The 23729-nt window shown below is 60.6% G+C and carries 27 protein-coding genes and 2 tRNA genes; 16 read left to right on the top strand and 13 right to left on the bottom strand.

The window, feature by feature from the left end; translation table 11 throughout:
* Positions 1–201: 201 nt before the first annotated feature.
* The 5 genes from AADW18_RS03610 to AADW18_RS03590 all read right to left on the bottom strand — a co-directional run bounded on the left by AADW18_RS03610 (position 202) and on the right by AADW18_RS03590 (position 4355).
* On the bottom strand, positions 202–513 hold the full coding sequence (locus AADW18_RS03610) for a hypothetical protein (protein ID WP_337341972.1): 312 nt from the start codon (positions 511–513) through the stop codon (positions 202–204).
* A gap of 301 nt (positions 514–814) precedes the next feature.
* Entirely contained in the window at positions 815–1054 is a 240-nt protein-coding gene (locus AADW18_RS03605) for a hypothetical protein (protein WP_337341971.1), read from the bottom strand.
* Between the two features lie 320 nt (positions 1055–1374).
* On the bottom strand, positions 1375–2649 hold the full coding sequence (locus AADW18_RS03600; RefSeq protein ID WP_337341970.1) for a BON domain-containing protein: 1275 nt from the start codon (positions 2647–2649) through the stop codon (positions 1375–1377).
* Positions 2650–2818: 169 nt separating this feature from the next.
* Entirely contained in the window at positions 2819–3037 is a 219-nt protein-coding gene (locus tag AADW18_RS03595; protein ID WP_337341969.1) for a hypothetical protein, read from the bottom strand.
* A gap of 7 nt (positions 3038–3044) precedes the next feature.
* Entirely contained in the window at positions 3045–4355 is a 1311-nt protein-coding gene (locus AADW18_RS03590; RefSeq protein WP_337341968.1) for a sigma-54 dependent transcriptional regulator, read from the bottom strand.
* Positions 4356–4495: 140 nt separating this feature from the next.
* Between AADW18_RS03590 and AADW18_RS03585 the strand changes: the two genes are divergently transcribed.
* Positions 4496–5209 carry a hypothetical protein gene (locus tag AADW18_RS03585; protein WP_346842723.1) on the top strand — a complete coding sequence of 238 codons (714 nt, stop codon included), beginning with the start codon at positions 4496–4498 and terminating at the stop codon, positions 5207–5209.
* 120 nt (positions 5210–5329) lie between these two features.
* Here the strand turns inward: AADW18_RS03585 and AADW18_RS03580 are convergent, their stop codons facing one another.
* Together AADW18_RS03580 and AADW18_RS03575 are read right to left on the bottom strand one after the other, a co-directional pair.
* Positions 5330–5989, bottom strand: a complete 660-nt coding sequence (locus AADW18_RS03580; RefSeq protein WP_337341966.1) for a DUF6766 family protein — start codon at positions 5987–5989, stop codon at positions 5330–5332.
* 3 nt (positions 5990–5992) lie between these two features.
* Positions 5993–6649, bottom strand: a complete 657-nt coding sequence (locus AADW18_RS03575; protein ID WP_337341965.1) for a DUF4142 domain-containing protein — start codon at positions 6647–6649, stop codon at positions 5993–5995.
* A 226-nt stretch (positions 6650–6875) separates the two neighbouring features.
* Here AADW18_RS03575 and AADW18_RS03570 point away from each other — a divergent pair, with 226 nt between their 5' ends.
* The 4 genes from AADW18_RS03570 (at position 6876) to AADW18_RS03555 (ending at position 11409) form a co-directional block, all read left to right on the top strand.
* Complete coding sequence (locus AADW18_RS03570) at positions 6876–7862, top strand: SDR family oxidoreductase (RefSeq protein ID WP_337341964.1); 987 nt, start codon at positions 6876–6878, stop codon at positions 7860–7862.
* A 36-nt stretch (positions 7863–7898) separates the two neighbouring features.
* Complete coding sequence (locus AADW18_RS03565; RefSeq protein ID WP_337341963.1) at positions 7899–9359, top strand: cytochrome ubiquinol oxidase subunit I; 1461 nt, start codon at positions 7899–7901, stop codon at positions 9357–9359.
* Positions 9356–10366 carry a cytochrome d ubiquinol oxidase subunit II gene (gene cydB, locus AADW18_RS03560; RefSeq protein ID WP_337341962.1) on the top strand — a complete coding sequence of 337 codons (1011 nt, stop codon included), beginning with the start codon at positions 9356–9358 and terminating at the stop codon, positions 10364–10366. The genes AADW18_RS03565 and cydB overlap by 4 nt, the downstream gene beginning before the upstream one ends.
* Positions 10367–10509: 143 nt before the next feature.
* Entirely contained in the window at positions 10510–11409 is a 900-nt protein-coding gene (locus AADW18_RS03555; protein ID WP_337341961.1) for an SDR family oxidoreductase, read from the top strand.
* A gap of 62 nt (positions 11410–11471) precedes the next feature.
* Here AADW18_RS03555 and AADW18_RS03550 read toward each other — a convergent pair whose 3' ends face one another.
* Entirely contained in the window at positions 11472–11654 is a 183-nt protein-coding gene (locus tag AADW18_RS03550) for a hypothetical protein (protein WP_337341960.1), read from the bottom strand.
* A gap of 453 nt (positions 11655–12107) precedes the next feature.
* Between AADW18_RS03550 and AADW18_RS03545 the strand changes: the two genes are divergently transcribed.
* Together AADW18_RS03545 and AADW18_RS03540 are read left to right on the top strand one after the other, a co-directional pair.
* A complete protein-coding gene (locus tag AADW18_RS03545) occupies positions 12108–12620 on the top strand; it encodes a ferritin-like domain-containing protein (protein ID WP_337341959.1) in 513 nt (170 codons plus the stop codon).
* Between the two features lie 66 nt (positions 12621–12686).
* Positions 12687–12938 (top strand): hypothetical protein, encoded by a 252-nt coding sequence (locus AADW18_RS03540; RefSeq protein ID WP_337341958.1) that lies wholly within the window; start codon positions 12687–12689, stop codon positions 12936–12938.
* Between the two features lie 144 nt (positions 12939–13082).
* Here AADW18_RS03540 and AADW18_RS03535 read toward each other — a convergent pair whose 3' ends face one another.
* Positions 13083–13820, bottom strand: coding sequence for a hypothetical protein (locus tag AADW18_RS03535; RefSeq protein WP_337341957.1), 738 nt, complete (start codon positions 13818–13820; stop codon positions 13083–13085).
* Positions 13821–14038: 218 nt separating this feature from the next.
* Between AADW18_RS03535 and AADW18_RS03530 the strand changes: the two genes are divergently transcribed.
* The 3 genes from AADW18_RS03530 to AADW18_RS03520 all read left to right on the top strand — a co-directional run bounded on the left by AADW18_RS03530 (position 14039) and on the right by AADW18_RS03520 (position 17343).
* Entirely contained in the window at positions 14039–15142 is a 1104-nt protein-coding gene (locus tag AADW18_RS03530; RefSeq protein WP_337341956.1) for a DUF3182 family protein, read from the top strand.
* Positions 15126–15920 carry an alpha/beta fold hydrolase gene (locus AADW18_RS03525; protein ID WP_337341955.1) on the top strand — a complete coding sequence of 265 codons (795 nt, stop codon included), beginning with the start codon at positions 15126–15128 and terminating at the stop codon, positions 15918–15920. The genes AADW18_RS03530 and AADW18_RS03525 overlap by 17 nt, the downstream gene beginning before the upstream one ends.
* Before the next feature lie 154 nt (positions 15921–16074).
* On the top strand, positions 16075–17343 hold the full coding sequence (locus tag AADW18_RS03520) for a mechanosensitive ion channel domain-containing protein (protein ID WP_337341954.1): 1269 nt from the start codon (positions 16075–16077) through the stop codon (positions 17341–17343).
* Between the two features lie 43 nt (positions 17344–17386).
* Here AADW18_RS03520 and AADW18_RS03515 read toward each other — a convergent pair whose 3' ends face one another.
* Entirely contained in the window at positions 17387–18280 is an 894-nt protein-coding gene (locus AADW18_RS03515; protein ID WP_337341953.1) for an alpha/beta hydrolase, read from the bottom strand.
* 258 nt (positions 18281–18538) lie between these two features.
* Positions 18539–18670, bottom strand: coding sequence for a hypothetical protein (locus AADW18_RS03510; protein WP_337341952.1), 132 nt, complete (start codon positions 18668–18670; stop codon positions 18539–18541).
* Between the two features lie 246 nt (positions 18671–18916).
* Between AADW18_RS03510 and AADW18_RS03505 the strand changes: the two genes are divergently transcribed.
* Both AADW18_RS03505 and AADW18_RS03500 read left to right on the top strand, forming a co-directional pair.
* The gene (locus AADW18_RS03505) at positions 18917–19525 is read left to right on the top strand and encodes a GyrI-like domain-containing protein (protein ID WP_337341951.1); all 609 of its coding nucleotides are present in this window, start codon (positions 18917–18919) and stop codon (positions 19523–19525) included.
* Between the two features lie 283 nt (positions 19526–19808).
* Complete coding sequence (locus AADW18_RS03500) at positions 19809–20120, top strand: hypothetical protein (RefSeq protein WP_337341950.1); 312 nt, start codon at positions 19809–19811, stop codon at positions 20118–20120.
* 1198 nt (positions 20121–21318) lie between these two features.
* Here the strand turns inward: AADW18_RS03500 and AADW18_RS03495 are convergent.
* Both AADW18_RS03495 and AADW18_RS03490 read right to left on the bottom strand, forming a co-directional pair.
* Positions 21319–21394, bottom strand: a tRNA-Glu gene (locus tag AADW18_RS03495).
* A 52-nt stretch (positions 21395–21446) separates the two neighbouring features.
* Positions 21447–21522, bottom strand: a tRNA-Ala gene (locus AADW18_RS03490).
* A gap of 140 nt (positions 21523–21662) precedes the next feature.
* Between AADW18_RS03490 and AADW18_RS03485 the strand changes: the two genes are divergently transcribed.
* Genes AADW18_RS03485 through AADW18_RS03470 form a run of 4 tightly spaced genes read left to right on the top strand, consistent with a single transcriptional unit; the run spans position 21663 to position 23727 of the window.
* Positions 21663–22421: a beta-ketoacyl synthase chain length factor gene (locus AADW18_RS03485; protein ID WP_337341949.1), complete on the top strand. Its 759-nt coding sequence runs from the start codon at positions 21663–21665 to the stop codon at positions 22419–22421.
* Positions 22414–23202 (top strand): lysophospholipid acyltransferase family protein, encoded by a 789-nt coding sequence (locus tag AADW18_RS03480; RefSeq protein WP_337341948.1) that lies wholly within the window; start codon positions 22414–22416, stop codon positions 23200–23202. Before AADW18_RS03485 ends, AADW18_RS03480 begins: the two co-directional genes overlap by 8 nt.
* Positions 23189–23449, top strand: a complete 261-nt coding sequence (locus tag AADW18_RS03475; protein ID WP_337341947.1) for a phosphopantetheine-binding protein — start codon at positions 23189–23191, stop codon at positions 23447–23449. The genes AADW18_RS03480 and AADW18_RS03475 overlap by 14 nt, the downstream gene beginning before the upstream one ends.
* Positions 23450–23472: 23 nt before the next feature.
* Entirely contained in the window at positions 23473–23727 is a 255-nt protein-coding gene (locus AADW18_RS03470; protein ID WP_337341946.1) for an acyl carrier protein, read from the top strand.
* Positions 23728–23729 lie beyond the last annotated feature (2 nt).

Genomic DNA, 23729 nt, shown 5'->3' with positions numbered 1-23729 from the left:
GTCACGTTGCTTCCCGGCCATGCCAGGGGCTTGTGCGTGGCGCCGCGGCACGCCGGCAGCCAGCGCGCGCAGGCTTCTGAATGCGCACGGGAAGGCGTCGTTATTCGGGCGTGTATCGACATGCATTTCCTCATTCTTCCTTGTCCCGCGCGCCCTGGATTGCGGCGTGGCGTATCCCAACAGCATTAGCAGGCCCTCTCCTCATGAAGGGGAGCGGAGGTGCGCATGCGATGCTTGCGGCGATGCTGCGTCTCCCAATCCCCGGCTGCGCGCATTGATCCACTTCGAAGCCCAGCGCATGCCATCGGCGATGGAGCGCACTACGATCTTCGGCATCGGCTGGGACGCGCCCGCGGGCGTTGCCATCACCAGCCAGCCACCTCGCTTCGGCACGACACTGAGAACGGGTTTGCCGTCGCGTTCCAGCGCCATGCCCACCGCGGGCGGATTCTGCTGGGACAGATCGACCCAGCGGCATCCCGCCGGAAGTCTCGTCGATACCGCCTTGGTCATACGTCGTCTCCTTGACTGTCATTGCCTCGTGAGGGCGGGACCGTCGGCAGGCGATCAAGGCGAATATAAGGGCCTGATCGTCCGGGCCGACGGTGCCAGCCCTGCCAGCACGTCCGCTTGCCCTTGCAAGCGATCATCGTTCGTTCGCGTTCATCGGGCTGGCAGTAACAGCAAAGCAGATACCATGCCAACACAGGCGCATACATTCCAGGCTTTCGCGGTCAGCGAGAGAGACAGAGTTTCCAGAATGGAAAAAATTGCACTGTTCGGATTGGGGCACGCCCGGAATGTTCGGCATACGCTAGCTTTCCACCCGGTCAGTGACGCCTTTCACGCCCATTTTCCCTGCACAATGCGCACAGCAAAAAAACTGGCCCTGGCTTTCCACGCCGTGGCCAATGATCTTGCAGCCGCAGTGGTCGCATTCAGGCGCGAACACGTGAATGGCGCATTCGAAACTGTCGAACGTGCCTTGGCGCTCGCCCTGTCGCAACGTAAACGCCTTGTCGTAATCGTTTCCGCAGACATCGCACTTGCTCATCGGTTTTCTCCTTCATGGCAGACAGGGTGGTGTCGAGTCATGGCGTCAGCACGACCTTTCGGCATTCCTGTTGGCGATTGCTGAATTCCGGCTGCAGATGCCTCCACCTGTAGGAGCGGCGTCTCGCCGCGAGCTCTTCCCGTCAGTTCGCGATAAAAGCGAAAGCTCGCGGCGAGACGCCGCTCCTACAAGGGCAAGGGGCAAGCCTGGCGAGGCGGAAAGCAACCCAGAGCGTTCTGGTTCCGTCTCGCGGTCCGGCTCAAGTCCGTTCCGCCGCCGCGGGTGGCGACGGAACGGAACCGTGCATGGCCAAGTGGCCGTTAGTGGTGAGGCGTCTTCGTTGGCGTCGACTCTCCGGTCGTGCGGCCGGTGGTCCTCCCGGTACTGGACGTGTCGGATTCCGAAGTACCGCCCAGCGAACCGGCATACTCGCCACCGCGCTCATTGCGGGAGACCACCCGGATGCTGTTGGTCACATCCTTGACGCCGCTGCAGCTGTCGGCGATGTCTTCGGCGCGATGCTTCATCCAACGATCCTCAACCGTGCCTTCCAAGGTCACCATGCCGTTGCTGACGCGCACCGTGATGTCGCTGGCATCGATGTCCGAATCGTCTGTAAGACGCTCGTTGAGTTCCTCGGTGATCCGCTCGTCCGAGCGCGTGTAGTTGCGCGGGCCGCGTCCTTGATAGCGGCCTTGGGTGCCGTAGCTTCCCTGGCCAAAGCGCTCGCCGCGGTACTGTTGTTCGGCACCATAACCGCTGCGCCCATAGTTCCCGGTGGCGCTGCCCATGCCCATGGGCATCTCCTCCGAACGGGCCTGCCCGTATCCGTACCCGGACTGGCCATACTGCGCGCTCACGTCATAACCGCTGCGTTCGCCATAACGTTGCTGGCCATAGCGTTGTTGACCATAACGCTGTTGGTTGGATGCTGACCCGGATTGGCCGTAAGGCGCATTGCCATATTCGCTGTATCCACTTCTGCCGCCCGTGCGCTGACCGTAGCTGCCTTGTCCCTGTCCTCTCGTACGGAACTCTTCCTGGCCGTATCCGTATTCCTCGCCATAGGGGCCCTGATAGGCGCTGCCGGTGTAGCGGCTTCCCGTGCCCATCGCCGGCATGCCGTACGCGCCACCGCTGTAGTCGGCGGCACGCGGCGAATAGGCGTCGCCACCGGTCTGATAGCTGCGTTGCGAATACCGCCACGGCTCATCGTCATCGTCCCACTGCCTGCCGCGGCCGGAGGCACCGGTGGAGTAGTCCTCGGTATAACCATGGCCGCCTTGTTGACCGCGCATGCTGGACCCGCCGATGTCGTACCGGCGTTCGTCGCTCCGATAAGGCGATTGCCTCCCCGAAAGCCCGTAGTTTTCCTGTTCTTCGCCACCGCGTGCGGCCTGACGGCCGCGTTGCCAGTATTCCTGGCTGCGATTGTCGCCGCGGTTCCTTTCGTCTTGATCATGTTCGTAACGCTGGTTCATTTCAGTCCTCCTTTGTTGCCACCAATCGCGTCCGGTGTCAGCCAGGCGCGTGCCCAAACGTTTCAGCTCGCCGTACGCCGATTTCAGGTCGGCCTTGATGTCTTCTCGTTCCATGTTGTCCCTCGCTCTTGTGCTCTGTCGTGATTTGCACGGGTCTCGCAAGCGACGTGCCAGAAAGCATCGCGCCAGACCGCGTGCAGGTGCTCAGAAAGGATCATGGGCGCATCCACAACAGGAAGATTCTTCGCGGTGCGAACTTCTTTCATGCCTTGCGCAAGGCCAACTACGTACCTGGATTGGCGGAGTCGTCCGGCTCCTGATCCTTCAACCTCACCGAGAGACGCTCTATCAACTCGATGCAGCGTGCGCAGGCCAGGCTGGCCTCGCGCATGGGCTTTTTGTCTTCGGCGATTCCCAGCGCAAGCATCACGACGTTAAGCTCGTTCCTAAGGTCATGGATACACCGTTCTACTGATTGCGTGCTCTCCTTTTCGTCGCGCATCGCCTGCTCAGCTTCGCGACAGATGGTTATGAATGGTGCGGACGCTCACTCCCAAACTGCGCGCCGCGGCGGTCTTGTCGCCACCATGAAAAGCCAGCGTCTTGTTGAGCATCTCTTCCTGGATATGCCGCCAGGACATGCCGACGCGAAACAACACCGTCATATCGTCCTGCGCGACATGACGCCCGCCGGGCGTGGTGGGCGGACGAATGAATACGGGTTCATCGCCGCTGCGCAGATAGGAGCGCTCCACCACACCCGCCAGCTCGCGTACGTTGCCGGGCCAATCGTATGCGCGCAGCCCGTCGATGCACCGGGGATCCAGTGGCTTGTGGGTGCCGTGGTGCCGATTCAGCAGGCTCAGGAAATGCTGTGCCAGCAGTTCGATATCGCCGCCGCGTTCGCGCAACGCGGGAAGATGCAGCGGAAAACGCGCCAGCCGATAGTAAAGATCGGCCCGCAGGCCATTGCCTTCGCCACCGTCCAGGCAGCGATGGGTAGCGGCGATCACCCGCGTATTCACTGGAATTTCTTCGCTGCCGCCCAATCGAGTCACCGCGCCGGCTTCCAGGACGCGCAGCAGATAGACCTGAAGCTCGGCCGGCATGTCGCCGATTTCATCCAGGAACAATGTGCCGCCGTCAGCCTGTTCGAAATAGCCTGCATGGCGCCCGGTGGCCCCGGTGAAGCTTCCGCGTTCGTGGCCGAATAACTGGCTTCCCAGCAGTTCCGCCGGCACCGCTCCGCAGTTGATGGCAACGAATCGACCGCGCCGGCGGCTGAGTTGATGCAGCGCACGGGCCACCACCTCTTTCCCGGTACCCGTTTCGCCCAGGATCAATACCGAGGTGTCGTAACTGGCTACCGTGGCGATATCGCGAAGCACCGTGCGCAACGCGGGACTCTCGCCTACCAGCCCGAAGCGACCGGGCGTGGTGAGGTCGGCGTGAAGCCGGTGCCGATGCTTGGCATCCTCGAGCAATTCGTCCAAGCGTGCCGGTGGGAGCGGCTTGCACAGGTAAGCATCCGCTGGCGAAGCAACCGCGCGGCGGGCATGCTCGGCGCTGGTGCTGCCAGTGACGAAGACGATACGGCCCGAATGGTCCCTTGGCACGCTTTCGATAATGTCGAAGCCGTCGCCATCCGGCAGCGATATGTCCAGCAGCGTCAGATCGGGATCGTTATCGGCCAGCCAGAGGCGTGCTTCGCTGGCCGAATGAATGGACTTGGTCGCGAAGCCTTTCTTGCTGGCGTAGTCGGACGCCAGGGAAGCAAACGCAAGATCATCGTCAATGATCGCCATGCAAGGAGTGGACATCGAGTAGCCTCGAAGACTTCAGCGCGGATCTTTCACGCGCGTGGTTAATAGAGAAAATATTGCATTAATGCGCGTTATCGCGGTGCGAACTTTTGTCTCGACGGTTTTCTGTAGATATGAATTACTGGCCTGCGTGACAGATGAACGCAGTAAGCGTTGTATTGAATGTGTTTGGTTTCGGATGGGTGTTCGTGCTGCATCTGTTGCTGCGCATGTTTACTCAACCTGCTCAATGCGCGATGGCATGCGATTTGCTTCTTTCGCAGGTGCCGGAAACAACAATGGGAGCCGCCATGTCGCCTTATCTCCGCATCCTCATCATCCTGATCCTGGCCGCGGGCGCGGCAGCGTGCAGGCCCACGCCCGAGGCGCCTGGCATGAGCGACGATTCGGTACCGACGGCGGACGATCCAGCGCCGGACGATTCAAATAGCGGCGGATCGGGCGCTGAACCGGCTGCGACTCCACCGCCAGGTGCGGCTGAGGCGATCGTGAAGGCTGCCGGCGCATCCCATGGATACTTGACCGATAACGCGAACACTGCGCTGTACTTCCTGGAAGGTAATCAAAATGGAGAAAAGTGCGACGCTGCCTGTCAGGAAACCTGGCCTCCGGTGACGGCATCGGGCGGACGTACCGTGGCGGGCGAGGGCGCGCGCGCAGAGATGTTGAAGACTTCGCCGCTGAGCGGCGGCCGATATCATTTGTCATACAACGGACATCCCCTGTATCGCTATGCGGGTGATCGTGGAGCGGGAAGAACGACGGGTCATGGCGTGGAAGACAAGTGGGGAAAATGGCATTTGATGTCGATTGAAGGAAATGCGTACCAGGGTCAACTGCCGTCGCAGTGAGTCTTCACTTTTCGTAGAGCGGAGCTGCGCTCCGCGATGGCACCTTGTCGGTAGTAATGAAGCCGTCGCAACGGCAGGCAGTAGCGAATAGCCGAGACCGCTCCACAAGGAATGTCTTTCTCATGCCCCGGTCTGCGCATGCGGCGCCTTCATCGGTTTGGATTGCGGTGAACCTTCCTGCCGCAGGAAAATAGACAGCACCACGATGGCTAACACCGCGAAGAACTCACTCTGCCAGTTCTGAAACGATTCGAACCAGAATGTCGGCCCGCTGAAGTGGTTCCACAGGCTGATGGGCGGGTCACCCCGTAGCAGGCGTTCATCCAGTTCCAGCCGCCAGCTGTTGCGCAGGTGCAGAACGAACGACAGGGCGAACAGCGCGAAGAACGCCAGTGCCAGTGAATTTGCATAGATCAGCTTCCACAGGCCGCCGGCGCGGACCGGCCAAGGCGTAGGGCCTGGATCTATCTTTTCCTCGCCGGGCGAATGTTCGAAGGGGCGCGACTCCGCCGAGCCGCGCTGTCGCAGCCAAACGGTCAGCAGTACGTACATGCCCATCTGCAGGAACTCGCTTTCCCAGTTCTCGAACGTGGCGGACAGAAAATGGCCGCTGCCGAGGTACGCCGACAACGGCTCCGACATCGCACCATTCTCGATGCGTTCTTCGTTGTAGCTGGCGTGGCCGGTCAACAGCTGACCGACCAATGTGCCGAGAAAGATGGCGATAAGGACCAGGGAAAGGCCGTTGGCGCGGAAAAACCCGATGGACCTGTCGGCCATGCGTTACTTCCCGCTCGCCTGCAGTTGCTTGGCCTCTTCCAGATGCTTGGCGACCGCCGCGCGCGTATCGGTCAGGTGGGTTTTCACCGCAGGATCGACAGCCGCTGGAAGCAGGTCGTTGTCCAGCGCGGCCAACGCTTCGGTGTGTCCCTTCACCATCGCATCGACGTAAGCCTTGGCATAGGCATCGCCCGACTGCTTGCCCAGCGTATCCAGTTCGGCTTTGCCCTTGTCGCGCTGGGCAGCCGCTTTTGGATCGTCCGCATTGGGCCCGAAGCGGTTGGTCTGGTCGCGATTCTTGCTGTGTTCGTCCACCATCATCTGCGCGAATTTGGCAATGTTGTCCGGCACGTTCTTACTCAATGCCTGCTGGCCCGCGGCAACTTCATGTTCGTTGATAGCATTCAGCACACCCAGCGCGCCACGCTCGGCCTCGGAGAGATTGCCCGCAGGCGGTGCACCGGCCGCGTCCGTGCTCGGCGTAGCGCCGGTGGCTGGCGTCGTCGTGTCGGTGGGTGTTCCGGCGGGTGTCGCGGTGTCGGCGGTATCTGCTGCCGTATCCGCTGGCGTGTCGGCCGGCGTGTCATTGGGATCGTTACGGTCGCACGCGGCGATGGGTAGAACCGTAGCCAAGCAAAGGATGAGAGCTTTGGTGTTCATGGCGAGATCCTGAATGGGTAATGCAGGCAATCTGCCACCGAAGATGTCAATCCGATGCGACGGTTGCGTGAAGCGATCGTGGAGACATTTCAAGCGACGAAGTGCCTGAAAACAAGCGTTTTCATCACGCGCAACGGACTATCGTGACGAACGTTGTCGTTCGCATGCCGGGCCTGGGATCCGGCTCCGGAACAATCTTCTTTTCCCCACGATCGAGGAAGAATCGATGAAGAACTCCGTGAAGAAAAAGGCCGCGCCCGTCAAGGAGACGGTCGATAAGCAACGTACTCTCCAAGACAAGGCGGATGCGTTGGAAAGCAAAGGAAAGGCGAAGAAGAAGCCGGTACAGGCGGGAACCAGCAAACAACCCGAACCGCCGTTGCCCGCTCAACACCTTAAAAAGCCCGGCCGCGAATCCGAACTGGAGGAAGCTCCTCGCTTTCTTGCGCCGGACTATCGTGGCAGCGGCAAGCTGGAGGGCATGAAGGCTATCGTGACCGGCGGTGATTCCGGTATCGGACGCGCGGTCGCCGTGCTGTTTGCGCGGGAAGGTGCTGACGTCGCCATCCTTTATCTCAACGAAGACGAGGACGCAGAGGAAACCGCGAAATGGGTGCGCAAGGAGGGGCGGGAATGCCTATTGATATCCGGTGATGTCAAGGACTCGGGGTTTTGCGAGCGTGCCGTTGCCGCGACGGTCGAGGCATTCGGTGGCGTGGATGTGCTGGTAAACAATGCGGCCTTCCAACAGCATGTGCCTGACCTCGAGGACCTGACCGATGAACAGTTCGAGGAAACGCTGTTGACGAACGTCGGCGGCTATTTCCACATGGCCCGCGCGGTGCTGCCGCATATGCGGCGCGGTGGCTGCATCATCAACAGCGGTTCGGAGACGGGGCTGTTCGGCAGCAAGGAGCTGCTGGATTACTCCGCCACCAAAGGCGCCATCCATGCGTTCACCAAGTCGCTGGCCAGTAACCTGCTGGAGCGCGGCATACGCGTCAACGCCGTAGCGCCTGGTCCGGTGTGGACGCCGTTAAACCCCGCCGATCAGCCGGCGCAGAAGGTAGCCGAGTTCGGCAAGCAAAGCGCGATGGGACGCCCGGCGCAGCCGGAGGAATTGTCGCCAGCTTATGTTTTCCTGGCGTCGCCGGTGACAGCCTCGTACGTGAACGGTGCGATATTGCCTGTAATGGGTGGCCCGAGCGGTTAAAGTTGCGGCCACGGCCACGACTTCGGCATACCGCCCATGTCCAGTCTGGATGCATTGATCCTCGCCAGGGTGCAGTTCGGCTTCACCCTGTCGTTCCATATCATCTTCCCCGCGCTGACCATAGGTCTGGCGAGCTACCTGGCTGTGCTGCAGGCATTGGGGCTGTGGACGCGGAAGCAGGTCTATCTGGATCTGTTCCACTACTGGCTGAAAATATTCGCCGTCGCATTCGGAATGGGCGTGGTGTCGGGTCTGGTAATGGCCTATCAGTTCGGCACCAACTGGAGCGAGTTCTCGCGCTTCGCCGGCGGTGTTACCGGGCCGTTGCTCGCCTACGAGGTGCTGACCGCGTTTTTCCTGGAGGCGGGTTTCCTGGGCGTGATGCTGTTCGGCATGAACCGCGTCAGCGATCGCCTTCATCTGCTTTCCACGGTTGCCGTTGCGTTGGGCACACTGGTATCCGCCACGTGGATCATCGCGTCCAACAGCTGGATGCAGACGCCACAGGGCCATGAAATCGTCGATGGTCGCGTGGTCCCCGTCGATTGGCTGCGCGTCATCCTCAATCCATCGTTTCCGTATCGGCTGACTCATATGGTGGTCGCCGCATATCTGGCGACCGCGTTGCTGGTCGGAGCCAGCGGCGCATGGCATCTGTTGCGTGGCAACGACACGCCCGGCGTGAGGAAGATGTTGTCCATGGCAATGTGGATGGTGTTTTTCACGGCGCCAGCACAACTGCTGGTCGGCGACATGCACGGCCTGAATACGCTCAAGTACCAGCCAGCCAAGATCGCTGCGGTCGAAGGGCACTGGGAAAACACCCCAGGCGAACCGATGCCGTTCACCGTAGTCGGCTTGCCCGACATGGAAGCGGAGAAGACCCGCTACGCCGTCGAGATTCCCGCATTGGGCAGCCTGATATTGACGCACTCCAGAGATGGGCAAATTGCCGGGCTGAAGGAGTTCCCGAAGGAAGACCGCCCTAATTCCGCGATCGTTTTCTGGACCTTTCGCGTGATGGTGGGATTGGGCGTGTTGATGATCCTGTTGGGCGTATTCGCCGCCGTCCAGCGATGGCGCGGCAGGCTGTTCACATCGAAGCCGTTGCTCCGTTTCACGCTACTGATGGGCCCATCGGGTTTGATCGCCATCCTGGCGGGTTGGTTCACCGCGGAAATCGGTCGGCAACCGTGGGTTATCTACGGCGTGATGCGTACCCGCGATGCGGTATCGGGACACTCGGCGGCGGAAGTGGGCTTCACCTTGGCGACCCTGATACTGGTCTACGCCGTGGTGTTCGGCGCGGGCAGTTGGTATGCGTTGAAGATCATCGGCCGCGGACCGGTCCCGGGCGAAGGCAAAGAACAAGAAGAAGGCGGGCCAGGTTCGGTCCGGCAGCAAATGCGGCCGATCTCCGCCGCTTCGGGTGCTGCGGACGAGGATGCCGATCCGCACAGCGAGCCGCCGCACAGCCAAAGGACGCCGCCGCCATGAATATCGATCTCCCCATCCTGTGGGCACTGGTGATTCTTTTCAGCGTAATGATGTACGTCGTCATGGATGGTTTCGACCTGGGCATCGGGCTGCTCTTCCCGTGGTTTCCCGACAAGGAAGACCGCGATGTGATGATGAATACCGTGGCGCCGGTGTGGGACGGCAACGAGACCTGGCTGGTGCTGGGGGGGGCTGGATTGCTGGCGGCGTTTCCATTGGCGTACGCGGTGGTACTGAGTGCGTTTTACCTGCCGTTGATGCTGATGCTGATCGGCTTGATATTTCGTGGCGTGGCGTTCGAGTTCCGCTTCAAGGCGCCGCCTGAGCGCAGAAAGCGCTGGGACATCGCCTTCGCCGCGGGTTCCTGCGTGGCGACGTTCTTTCAAGGCGTCACGCTGGGCGGGTTCGTACAGGGCGTGGCGGTGGACGACGGCCGCTACAGCGGCGGTCCGCTGGATTGGCTGCGGCCGTTTCCTTTGTTCACGGGCATCGGTCTGATGGCCGCCTATGTGTTGTTGGGTAGCACGTGGTTGGTTCTGAAGACCGAAGGCGAGCTGCAACAGCGTGCGCGGAAGTTGGCGCAGCGTGCGGTATGGGGATTGTTGGCGGCCATCGTGCTGATCAGCCTGTGGACGCCGTTGAGCTTGCCGGACGTGGCGCGACGCTGGTTCAGTTGGCCCAACTTGTTGTGGTTGTCGCCGGTGCCGCTACTGGTGGCAATTTCTGCCTGGCAGCTGCTGCGCTCGCTGCGAACGCAGGCGCATTGGATGCCTTTCCTGTTGACGCTGCTGCTTATTTTTCTGGGCTACAGCGGGTTGGGCATCAGCCTGTGGCCGCACGTGGTGCCGCCAGGCATCACGATATGGGAAGCGTCGAGTCCCCCGGAAAGCCAGGGTTTCGCGTTGGTAGGCGCGCTACTGGTGATGCCGTTGGTGCTGATCTATACGGCGTTCTCGTATTGGGTGTTTCGCGGCAAGGTGAGGAGAGGGGAGGGTTATCACCATTGAAGTAGTTGCACGGGACGCAGCGGATTGCCGGCAAGACCGAAGCAGGAGCAGCGCAGCAAGCTACGCTCTACGAGGGGGGATTCACGCGGTAACCACCAGCGATTTCCTATGGTCGCTGGGTCCCTGTGGGCAGGAGCAAGACCATGGTCAGGCATCTCCCGATCGAACAGCAGGTCATCGCCGTTACCGGTGCTTCCAGTGGCATCGGATTGTGCACCGCGTTAATGGCCGCGGAGCGTGGCGCGAAGGTTGCGATGATTTCGCGCAGCGAAGACATCCTGCAGGAAATGGCATCCGCGATATGCACCGAAGGGGGTGATGCGCTGGGGATTGGCGCGGATGTGTCGAATCGCCAGGAAGTCGACGCGGCGGTGGAAGCGATCATGCGGCGCTTCGGCCGGATAGACACCTGGGTCAACAACGCCGGTGTGGCCATTTATGGCCGACTGACCGAAGTATCCGAACAAGACAGCCGGCGTTTGTTCGATGTCAATTTCTGGGGCGTGGTCAATGGCTCGCTGGCGGCATTGCCTCACCTGGCGCGCTCCGGCGGCGCATTGATCAATATCGGCAGCGAACTGTCGGACGCGGTGGTGCCGCTGCAAGGCATGTACGCGGCGTCCAAGCACGCCGTGAAGGGGTTTACCGACGCCTTGCGGGTGGAGATCGAACGGATCGGCCAGGTGCCGGTGTCGGTGGTGTTGATTCAGCCCACGGCGGTGGACACACCGTACCCCGAGCACGCGCGCAACTACATGGATCGGGAACCGAAACTGCCCGACCCGATGCTCGACCCGACGCGGGTGGCAAACACCATTCTCAGAGTCGCGGTCGAGGGTGGGCGCGATGTCACCGTGGGAGCCATGGCGGCGATGAATTCCACCGTTTCCAAATTGCTGCCGAGGCTCGCCGATCGCATGGCCGTGCTCCAGGGTGCACGTCAGCAACGCGATTCGGCCCCGCGGCAGCGCGAAGGAGCGCTCTACCAGCCCAGTCAGGACGGCCGGATCCATGGTTCCGGTGCAGGGGCTGATCGCGGTTAGTCGTCATCAGCGTCGCCAGGCATATACGCCCGAACGCATGCGATTCGCTCGATCCGCTCGAACTAGTCCGGCGCTTTGGCCGGTACGAATGGCGACACCGGATCGCTGGCGGGGAAGGTTTCTTCCACCGATTCGTCATGGATCTCGCTTTCGTGTTCTTTGCGCCGGCGACGTTCTTCCGGTGTTTCCTCCCGATTGCGGTTTTCGTTTGGTGCGGGTGGGTCTTTCTTGTCGCGAACGTTCATATGCCTGACTCCCAGCGCCTCGCCTGATGCGGATTTTGCGTCCGGCGGCGAAAATCCAGCGTGAAGCTCGTGCCGGCGAGTTCACCGCACCGGCAATCGATGCCGGGCCCTGCAGAAAGTTCAGGCGGTGTGTGTGAGTTCCGCAGCCGCGAACTCTCGTGCGCCGGTCCTGGTAGAGGAGATGGTGAGAACGCTTCGTCGTGCTTTTCGTCGCGGCGCCTTCACGAGCCGCGAAGATTCCCCAGCCCTCAGAGCGCACGATCGTGCGAGGCATCATTTCAACAACGAGTCGTGAAGCCGCTTTGCCGTCGCCAATGCTGGCATGGAAGTTGCGGAAGCATTGCTATTGCAATTCGAAACTGCGTGTCGAATGGGCTGCGGTGCCCCAGGCAGCGGAACTGGATCAGCGACAACCTGGCCGCGGAGAGGCGGCATGGATCGAGGTGCTAAGACATGGCGAAAGACACTCACGAACGTTTGCTGGAATGGCTGAGCGATGCGCATGCGATGGAGAAAGAGTCCGAGGCGCTGTTATCGACGTTGGCCGGTCGGATAGAGCACTACCCTGAGTTGAAGCAACGGTTGAGCGAACATGTGGCAGAGACTCACCGGCAAGCGGAATCGCTACTGGGTTGCATCGAGCGCCTAGGCGGATCCCCGCCTGCACTAAAGGGATTCATGGCCAAGGCGATGGGCAGCATTCATGCTGCCTGCAACGCATTGATGGGCGATGAAGTGGTCAAGGGGACAGCCGCGGGACTGGCGCTGGAGCACTTGGAAATATCCATGTACCGGGCGCTGGTAGCCGCCGCCGAACAGGCTGGCGACAGCATCACCCGGGAAGTCTGTGAAGGAATTCTGCAGCAAGAGCTAGCGATGGCCGATTGGCTCTCCGAGCACCTGGAGCCGACGGTCCTGCAGTTCCTGTGGCGCGAGCAGAATCCTGAACTCATGGCCAAGCGCTAAAGCAATGCCATGAAAGAACAAAAAGCGCGTTCGCCGGGATATCCAACAATGGTCACGTCTCCATCCATGGCGATCAGATACCGATTGGAAGCCTATTTCGGCGCCCTGGTACGGCAGGCTGCCGATACCGACATCGAAGGCATCATGTCGGCGGTGGGGCCTGCCGTCACCCATCTGTTCGAAGAAACCCCGCAGCCGCTGCATGGCCTGCTGGAGCGAGAACTGCGCACGGTGGGCGACGAGTATGGGATTTCAGACGCGCTCGAACAGGTCTTCGTGGAAGTACACGAGGATATCGGTGAGGCTGAAGACGAATAAAGAGACGAGTGGTGAATGGCAAGTGGAATGGCGAATAGTAAGTGGCGAGCGGCAACGGTTCGCCTTCCTTGACCAGCCATTCGGCTGTTTAGAGCGTAAAAAAAGGGGCTGAGGGTTTACTCGTGCTCTGCTATCCCGGCAGTACTAACGACGCGGCTTCACCGACGCGCCGCCACCTGTGGCCAGCCACGGAATGCCCCGCATGTTCTCGTCATCCAGCGTCGGCGACCATGTGGTTTGCGGCGGCTCCAACGCGGGCTGCGGTGCGGTTCCCAGATAGTCGGCCGCGTCGCTTCCCGCCAGGCTCAGCCACCAGCCGATCATCGCGCCCGGTATGAGCGCGGGCGCATGATCGCGGTCGTCCAGCGGCGACTGGATCAGTTGAAAATGCGTCGCGGTATGCCCGTTATGGCCCACCGTATGGCGAAGCGCGGCGGCATAGACGATGGAGTCCTCTGTGCTCCACCACAAACCGTCGGTAGAAGTGATGGTCTTGAATGCATTCATGGGAACCACGCAGCGTCGCGTTTCCCACGCGGGCTTATGCCGGTCGCAGGCGTCCCGGACACTGATGATGCCGATGGCATCGGTTCGCGTATTACTTCGGGTCGGCAAGCCAAAGCGCGCCGACTGTAGGCAGAGTCGATGGACTTGCGACACGATGACACTGGCGTCGCCCAGTAGTTCGACCTCGGGCCGGTCGGGCGCTTTTGCGGCATTGTCGAGGCGCGATACCAGGCGGTCGTCCACCGAAAGATACTGCGAGAAACACGCGATGGCGGTGTTGCCGGTGGCGGTGTCCGCGTGCTGATTGGCTGCCGCGGTAGAGTGGGGTGAACGGCGGCGCAAAATCTTCTCGGGCCTTCCAATACTGGGGAACATCCTCGTTCTCCGGTGCCTTTGTTGCTTTATGCGAAGTCAGATTGCCGCATCGCACGTCTAGTCGGCGTGACGATCAAGCCTGATAGGAACAGTAAGCTTGATGTCGAATGACTTCCGCTTACGCGGACGGACATCGCATCAACATCCGCATCAACGCTGCCTTGACCGAGGCCTAACAGGCAGTCGTTCCAGAATGAAACCGTTACCACGAGGTGGCAATGGACAAAACGCGCCGGTGCATCGTTGCCCTGTCGGGCAGAGAGCCCTTACTACCGCACGACCGGGAACCGCATGAAGCACTCTGCCGCCGCCTCTCCAGGATATTGGATTGGCCGTATGCGGGCTGGTTTTCGGCCGGGCAGGATTATCCCGATCTTCCTTACTTCATCCCGTTTGAAACCTTGTCGGTCGAAGAGGCGGCGGATTGGGGGGTGAGCAGCGCTGACAGTTTGCTGGGAGGCGTAGTGCCGCATCCCTTCGTGGCGACGAAGGTAGTGGCTCACCCGCTGGTACCTGGCGCCATTGCGTCTCCCGCTGGCTGGAATCCTGCCTTGGGGACGCACATAGCCGCATATACGTTGCCCGGGTATTCGGCATTTTCCAAACCCGATATCTATGACGCCATCGAACGGCTGCTGCCGCAGGGGCCCGCGCGGCTCAAATGCGGCGGGTCGCGCGGTGGTGTCGGTCAGGCGGTGGTCTCCGATGCGGGGCGGAATTCCGCGTTCGTTGAAGCTTTGGGGCCCGATGTCCTTGCCGCGGGTGTATCCGCGGAAGTTAATCTGGGCGAGCTGCGTACCATCAGCATCGGTGAAGTCGATCTGCCCGGCATGACGTTGGCGTATTACGGCGAGCAGCGCTTGACCCAGACCGAGGAAGGTACGTCGGTATATGGCGGTTCGCATCTTCATGTGCTGCGTGGGAACCTGGCGCAACTGGCAAAGAACCGTCTTCCCCCAGGCATCGGCGACGCTATCGCCGCCGCGCTGGGGTACGAGCGCAGCGTCATGGATGCCTTCCCCGGCGTGTTCGCATCGCGCCGCAACTACGATGTGGCTATCGGTTCGCAAGATGGCGGCAGCGAACACGTGGCCGTGTTGGAGCATTCCTGGCGTGTAGGTGGCGCCACCGCCGCCGAGATTGCGGCGTACGAAGCACTGCGTGCCTCACCATCGAAGCATTGGATCGAGGCTTTTACCTGCGAACTTTATGGAGAGGGAGATGCTCCCGCGGGTGCGCAGGTCCTATTCCAAGGCAACGTGCCGGGGAACGGCACGTTGACGAAATACTGCGGAGTATCGATGCGTGGACGTGAAACTTGAGCAGGTGGACATCAAGGTGGATCACGAGGTGCTGCAAGGCACTTTGCTGGGTCCGGATACGGCGCTGCCTGGGATCCTGTTCGTGCATGGCTGGGGCGGGAGCCAGCAGCACGATCTGAGACGGGCGCGAGAAGCGGCCGCGTTGGGCTGTATGTGCATGACGTTCGATCTGCGCGGCCATGAGCGCTTCGCATTGATGCGCGAAACGGTGACGCGCCAGCAAAACCTGGAAGATCTGTTGGCTGCCTACGATCGTTTTGTTTCGCTACCCGATGTGGACGGCCGGTCCATCATGTTGGTGGGCATCAGCTACGGCGGCTACTTGGCCGCGCTGGTCAGTGAGCTGCGCCCGGTTCGCTGGCTGGCGTTGCGTTCGCCCGCGTTATACAAGGACGAGGATTGGGACGTCCCTAAATTCGAACTGCGTAACCGTTGGGATCTTCCTGCGTATCGCAGCACCGTGGTGACGGCCGAACACAACCGTGCCATGAAGGCGTGCACCCGCTTTCAAGGTGACGTACTGCTGGTGGAAGCCGAACACGACGAGATCGTGCCGCATCAGGTCGCAGAGAACTATCGCAAGGCCTTCACCAAGGCCAAGTCGCTGACTTCCCGCGTCATCGGCGGCGCCGATCACGGCCTGGTCCGCAAGGAAGACCAACAGGCCTACACCAAGATGCTGATCGGTTGGATCACCGAAATGGTCATTGGCGAACGCCAGACCGTCGCCCGCACCAAGATCGCGGAGAAAACCGCGGCAGGCGCGATCAAGGGATGAGTGGCGAGGGTGTCCTGCAGGAGCGACGTGAGTCGCGATGAAGCTTTACCGGGAAAGCCTCATCGCGACTCACGTCGCTCCTACATCAAATACAACACATTTCATTCCGGCATTTTGCATGGCGACGACTCCCACAAACACCAAGAAGCCGCGAATGCAGATTATCCACCGATGGGCCATGGCTTGTTTTCTGCTGGTGCTGATGCAATTAGCATCAGCAACGTCGAGTGCCACTCCGGCGCCCGCACCTCTCGCGCCTGCGCCACCAACCGAAGCGCAAGCCGACCGCGAGCTCAGCCGCCAGGTCGGTGAGCGGCTGCGCGATGTCGATGGACTGCAGGACGTCACCGCGACCGTGCACGGCCAAGTGGCGCGGCTCGACGGCGAAGTAGTCGAACCCGAACAACGCGAAGTCGCCGAACAAGTCGCTACCCAGCAGCCCGGCATCGAGGCGGTCGAGAATCGGGTACGGATCAGCACCCGCCTCAGCGATCGGTTGCAGGTGGCGGTACGCCAGATTGGCGACAAGCTGCTGCGCCTGGTCGCCGCCGCACCGCTGCTGGTCGTCGCCGTGGTGATCCTTTTGATAGCGTTGTGGCTCGGCCGCTTCGTGGCAGGCCGAATTCATCTGCGCCGGCTTCACCAGCGCAACCCCTATATCGACAGCCTGATCGGTCGGGTGTTGCAGTGGCTGATCGTATTCGGTGGATTGTTGATGGCGCTCGACCTGCTGGGCGCTACCACGTTGGTCGGCGCGGCCTTGGGCTCGGCCGGCGTGGTCGGCTTGGTGATGGGTTTCGCCTTCAAGGACATCGCCGAAAACTACGTCGCCGGCATCTTGTTGAGCCTTCGCAAACCGTTCGCCCCCGGAGACCACATCTTGGTCGAGAACCGCGAGGGCAAGGTGGTTGCGCTGACCTCACGCGCGACCATGCTGATGACCCTGGACGGCAATCAGCTGACGCTGCCCAATGCCTTGGTGTTCAAGTCCGTGATGCTGAACTACACGCAGAACCCGATGCGTCGTTTCGACTTCACCGTGGTCCTGGGCATCAACGAGTCGATCCGGCAGTCGCAGGAACTCGCGTTGGACGAGATTGCCGGCGTGGCGGGCGTACTGACCGACCCGCCCCCGTCCTGGCAGATAGAAGAATACGCCGCCGACAAAATCGTGCTGCGCTTCTACGGCTGGGTGGATCAGCGCCAGAACGATCTCGTCAAGGTGCGCACCGAATCGATCCGCGCCGTGAAAGCGGCCTACCAACGCCGTGCTGCGCAAGCCGCGGCCGCACCGCCCACCGAGCGGCCGGGCAGTGGCGACACCTCGGTCAACCATGACATCGACGCTCAACTCGCCGCCGAACGCCGTGCGCATGGCGAACGTGATTTGCTGCAGTCGAAAGACCCTGCCGGTAAGCAATGAGTTGGCGCGCGCCGGTCTGGAGTGATGCGGTCTCGTCGCAAAACTACCCGGATTGCACTTTCGTTCCGCGGGCTGCCCTATGCGCGCACTTGATGAAATCGAGCATGATCCGGACAGCCGCGGCCGAGTGCGTCTCGAGCAATTTGTGGCCGCCATCGAGGATGTGGGCTTCCATCCTGGGCAGTGCCTGCATCCAGGACAGAACTTCGGCGAGATCAAAGAACGGATCGTGCCTCCCCCAGATCATCACCGCAGGCGGCTGCCGACGCGCAAGGTAGTCTGCGATGGCATCGAACCGTTCGACGTATTTTCCGTAGTCCCTGATAAGCGCCCGCTGTGTATCCATGCGGCCCGGCAAGTTCATCACCCGCCAGTCCTCTTCCCAGATTTCGGGCGACATGCGCGCGACGACGTCCGGCGGGGCACCGGAGGTGTAGGTACCGCGTGTCCCCTCAAGCGTGAGGTGTGCGGTCGCGGCCGCCTCGGTTTCCGGGGTCGCCTGCGACCAATAGGGAACCTGTGTCTCATCCCATTGCGGCCCCAGCCCCGTCCGATGAGCGTTGGCGTTCTGGATGATGAGGCCCAGCACCCGTTCGGGTGCCTGCATGGCGATATGGAACCCCACCGGGGCGCCGTAGTCATGCAGATAGATATAGCGGGACCCGACAGATAAGTGGTCCAGCAGCTCCAATATGGCTTGCCCCAATGCTGGAAACGAGGGCGAGGGCAGCACGTCCGACTCGCCAGAGCCCGGCAGATCGGGCGCGATCACGTAACAGGCCTGCGACAGTTCGGGTATGACGTCGCGAAACATCCGCAAGGAACTCGGAGATCCGTGCAGGAGCAGCACGGCAGGCTTGTCCGGCTCACCTGCGGTGACGAAGGACAATTCAGTGCCACCGGATAGGCGAAACAACTGCCGGGTCGTCGGGCTCATGTCCGGACTCCTCGAACGTGTGATCGCAATAGCTACGTCGAGGCAATCCTACCGGCGGGTGGCGTGAATAGCAGGTAGACGCGCCAGCCACCGTCGGCGCATTCCGCCAGGTTTAACGACCGATATTTGCGCGTATGGCCAAGGCGGGCGATTGATCAGGATCGCAGTCCGCAAGTGGAATCGTTGTCCCACGGCCGATAGGCGACCAGCGATTCAAAACGCTGGGAAACCGGGCGCCAGGTTTCTCCTGTAATCGCGCTAGCTGCGGTCAATCAGATAATTCGCGGGAATCGCGGTATCGATCTCCGAGGAGAACCACATGCCGACCAATATGGCGGTAGTGACGCCTAGCGCCAGGAACAGCACCGATCTGAAGAGTAGGGATTTCATAACCACGTCCTTGTTTACGCGGTGGTTCCACAATACGCCTTTCGGGACAGCCATGCGGCCTTGGGAGCCGCCGTTGGTCTGAATGACAGGCGGTTTTCGTTCCTTGGTCGGAGCCACCCCGAACACTCGACTGCCAACTATCGGCTTGTCGCCAATCGAGTACAGACTCAGCCGGCTTGCCGAGTGGAGGTCGCTGGTCGAGAATGTGGAATAGAGCTGACTTGAGCGCCAGGGCAGTGGGGATAAATGAAGAAGATCGACGTCAAGAGGGAACTGAACCCGTTCTACCGAGCACCTGCCACAGACGTTGCGCAGATTGATGTCCCTGCCTTCAGATTCCTCATGGTTGACGGACAAGGCGATCCGAACAATTCCCAGGAATATGCGCAAGCGGTGGAAGCATTGTTTTCCGTGTCCTACACCGCCAAGTTCATGGTCAAGAAAGGCCCACAGGAGCTCGATTATTCCGTGATGCCGCTTGAAGGGCTTTGGTGGGCGGAAGACATGTCGGCCTTCATTTCCAACGATAGAAAAAAATGGAAATGGACGATGATGATCATGCAACCCGACTTTGTTGGCGACGAAATCATCAAGGCGGCTACTTCAGCAGTTCGAAGCAAGAAGAAGCTTCCCGCCATCGACAAACTTCGCCTGGAGGAATTTACCGAAGGTCGCTGCGCCCAAGTACTGCACGTTGGCCCGTTCTCTGCAGAGGGGCCGACGATTGAGCGCTTGCACGCTTTCATCAATGCTCGATCAGGCCTCGCCGGAAAGCACCATGAGATTTACTTGAGCGATGTTCGGCGCGCAGATCCAAGCAAGTGGAAGACGATCATTCGCCAACCGATGCAGTGACGCTAACCAGTTGGTAGCAGGGAGAAAGTCCGACTCCATGGGAGGTCTGTTACTTTGTCGCAATCACGGCCACCAGACGCCGGCCAGGACATCCACTCGGGTGGAAACCGCACTGAGGGGCGGAGAGTCGATTGATCATGAAAGTGATTCCGTCGAACCTGAAGGGCCCAAGCGTGCACAGGCTATGTCTTGCCGCCGCCGTTGTGCCCCAGGAAACCGAGCGTCTTCGCCTGCCTGCGGAGTCGGCGGGCAGTGAATTCTTAGAGAAAAGCTGAGGAACGCAATGGAATCGATCGTGGCGAAGGTGGCCGCCGATATTTTCGGAAGCAGGAATAGTTGGGGTCTTGAGCCCGCCGATGGTGCACGCGGGAGCGAGGCAGTAGCGACCCGATGCGAAGTGCTCTTGGAAATTCAAGGCACCAAGAAGCATGGTTATCACCTCGTCATGTCGCCCGCCGGTTTTTTTACCGCGGACAGCTGGTTCAAAACCAAGCAAGAGGCGCTCGAGAACGCGGAAGAGCTGTTTGGCGTGGTTGGCGATAACTGGACATCAAATCACCATTTCACTGATCGGCGTAGCTCCGGCGACATCTGACTTTTCCAGACTATGGAAGCCGCCCATCTCTATGACTACCTGCTTCGGGCCAAGGCTCGTCGTGGCGCTTGGGTTCTGACGTTTGACGACGGCGACAGTTACCCGCTCGATAGTATCGATCTGTGCTACAGCTTTGGCCGAGATGGCACTCGTGAAAACGAGCCTCTCCAAGTCACGTTCGATTCCTGTACCCGCGTTTCTCAAAAGCGAACACATGCGCATCGGGAGGGCTACCTCAGAACCACTGGCGTGTTTTGGACATCAACTGATCCGATTGAACCGGTTGCTATGGAGTATGGAGTTGAGAATGTAGTCGCCGTATGGGATGAGGATAAGAGCTACCTCGTGTATGACCTAACTCGCGATTCGAAAGACGGCTTAAACGCCGGGTGACAAGTCGTTGCACTATCGGAGCAGATGATAGCCAGGCCCTGGGTCTGTCTACTAAGAGTTGGGCAGCCTGGGACAAACCAGCTTAATCGGAGAGGGTAAATGATCAAGCTTCCCGTAAGAGACCCGTGCGATCTTTGCGAAGGGATGGCAGGTCGCGAAGAAAGATGGGCGGTCATAGACGAAAGCGAACATACGTTGACCGTGATCAATCCGTGGCAATTCGAAGTGGGCCAGTGCTGCGTTATCACGCGTCGGCACGTCGCGACGTTGCTCGATCTCTCCGACCAAGAGTGCAGGGCTGTATTGGTCTCGGCTAAGAGAGTCGCAGAGGCGCTCGTCAAGACTTATCGGCCCCTCGGAATACTTACGTTCCAGAACAACGGGGTCTTTAGTGGACAGGAAACACCGCACTTCCATTTCCATGTCGTGCCTCGGCAGAAGGGCAGTGATTGGGGTGTAGGTCCGCCTCAACTCGCAACATTCGATGGCGCCGGGCGCAAAAGGGGCGTATCACACGACCCAAGCGGAGACGCACAGCGTCGAGAGCGAGTTCGAGTTTCCGCCAAGCAACTTACCGAAACCGCGGATCTGATTCGTTCGAATCTGCCGGAGTAGCTAGGTTGTTGCAGGGTAGCGGCTCAGGCGTTCGCCCCTGGGAGCAGAGCAGCGGAGCAAGCTCCGCTCTACGTGCCTACGCCTGGATTGAATTCGTGAACGTTTTCGTTGGGGCGCCGTGTCATTTGATCTTCAATACGCCAGAAACAATTAGGGCCCGGTTTCCCGAGCCCTAAGTGTTTTTCTAAATTGGCGTCCCCACGGGGATTCGAACCCCGGTCGCCACCGTGAAAGGGTGATGTCCTAGGCCTCTAGACGATGGGGACGCGGTAAAGCTTTTCCAAATTTTCAACTCCAGACAGGCCTAATGCCGGGAGATGGTGGAGCCAGCCGGGATCGAACCGGCGACCTCTTGCATGCCATGCAAGCGCTCTCCCAGCTGAGCTATGGCCCCACGTGTGCTGGAAGGAGCGGAATAATAGCTAGCGATTCACGGATGCGCAAGCTTCGGGTTCAATTTTTTTCACGGCTGGCGGAATCGACCCCGTTGCGGTTGAAATAGCGGACCGCTCCGGCAAGGCAGTACCGCAGGGAATGATTGAATTCACCGTAATCGATTGGTCGGCATGGGCGCCGGGCCTGCAGACGCGCCAGGAGTGGTTGGATTGGGCAAAACAGCCTTTTCTGCCGCAGGGGGAGCAAACGCCGGCGCTCAGCGAAGTACCCGCCATGCAGCGCCGCCGCATCGAGCGGCTCGGACGGATGGCGATTCAGACGGCGTACTGGTGCCAGGAAGCGGAAGCGCAATCGGTGCCATTGGTGTTCGCATCGCGGCATGGGGATGTGGAGCGCTCGATGGAGCTGTTGCGGGCGTTGGCGAATAATGAACCGCTTTCGCCGACGGGGTTTGGCCTATCCGTGCATAACGCCATCGCGGCGTTGTATTCGATCATCCGCGGCATGCGCGGCAACTATCTGGCGCTGGCGGCGGGGAAGACCACCGCGGAAGCGGCCTGCGTGGAAGCGGCCGGGCTGTTGGCCGATGGCGCGCCGGAGGTGCTGGTGGTCGGCTATGAGGCCCCGTTGCCCGACGTCTATAAGGATTTCGCCGACGAGGCGGACCCGTTCTATGCCTGGAGCTGGCGGATCACGCGCTCCAACGCAGGCCGGCAGGGCGTACCGCTGGAACTGAGTTGGGGTGACGGCGCCAGCTCCGTTTCGACGCCAATCCCGGCTTCAGCGGCATCGGATCTGCCGCATGGCCTGGACGTGCAGCGCTTTTTTCTGGCGCAGGACAGGACGTTGGAATTCAGTGCCGACAACGTGAGTTGGACCTGGCGACGGCATGCGTGAACGACTGAACCATGCCTGGCGGGTGTTTGGGACCGGTCTGAGCTTCCTGGCGTTCGGCGTGGGCGGGCTTGTCCTGCGGCTGTTCGTGATTCCGCCGCTGCAATGGTCTGTGCGGGATCCCTTGCGCCGAAAGCAGCGTATACGTCGGCTGGTACAGCGCAGTTTCGCCGCCCATGTGGAGCTGATGCGTCGATTGGGCGTGTTGACGTACGAAATCCGTGGTCAGGAGCGCTTGCAGCGGGACGGCCTGCTGATCCTGGCTAATCATCCGACGTTGATCGATGTGGTGTTCCTGATTTCCCTTCTGCCCAATGCCGACTGCGTGGTCAAGTCGGCGGTAGCGCGCAATCCGTTCATGCGAGGGCCGGTCCGGGCGGCTGGTTACGTTTCCAATGAGGACGGGGCCGGATTGGTGGACGACTGTATCGCCGCGGTGCGGGCGGGGGGCAACCTGGTGATCTTTCCGGAAGGTACCCGCACCACGCCGGGCCAGCCGCTGCGATTGCAGCGCGGTGCGGCGAATATCGCGGTACGCGGCAAGCTGAACATTACGCCGGTACGGTTGACGTGTTCGCCACTCACCCTGGGAAAAGGGGAGAAATGGTATCGTGTGCCGTCGAGGCGGTTCCATGTAACGGTCGACGTTCAGGAAGACCTGCCGATTGCGCGGTTCCTGGACGGCATTGATCCTGTTACAGGGGGGGAAGCTGTCGCGGCGAGACGACTTACCGATTTTCTGGCTCACTATTTTGCAGGGGAACAAACGCGTGCAGGCACTTGAGCACGAGATCAAGGAACTGATCATTTCGTCGTTGTCACTGGAAGACATCGCGCCCGCGGACATCGACACGGCCGCGCCGCTGTTCGTCGAGGGTCTGGGGCTGGATTCGATCGATGCGCTGGAATTGGGCTTAGCGCTGCAGAAGCGTTATGGCGTCAGCCTTTCCGCGGATTCGCAGGAAACGCGCCGCCATTTTTCCAGCGTGCACGCTTTGGCTGAATTTGTCGCTTCGCAGAGACAGCAGTAGTCTCTGGGGCGAGGGGTAGCAAGATGACCAAGAACGAACTTTTCGACCGGATCGTCGCGATCCTTCACGAGTCCTTCGAGATCGAACCGTCGCGGATCAAACCGGAAGCGCGCCTTTACGATGATCTGGATATCGACAGCATCGATGCGGTGGACCTGATTGTGCAGCTCAAGCCCTTGTTGGGACGGGGCCTGCAGCCTGATGCGTTCAAATCCGTGCGCACGGTGCAGGACATCGTTGATGTGCTGTTCGGGCTGATCCGCGAAGAAGCCGCCTGAGA

Origin of the sequence: Pseudoxanthomonas sp. CCNWLY206-1, assembly GCF_039710385.1 — a bacterium.
Classification (GTDB): Bacteria; Pseudomonadota; Gammaproteobacteria; order Xanthomonadales; family Xanthomonadaceae; genus Pseudoxanthomonas_A.
Note: the sequence above shows the minus strand (reverse complement) of the source record. Positions and strands in the feature narration are given on the sequence as shown.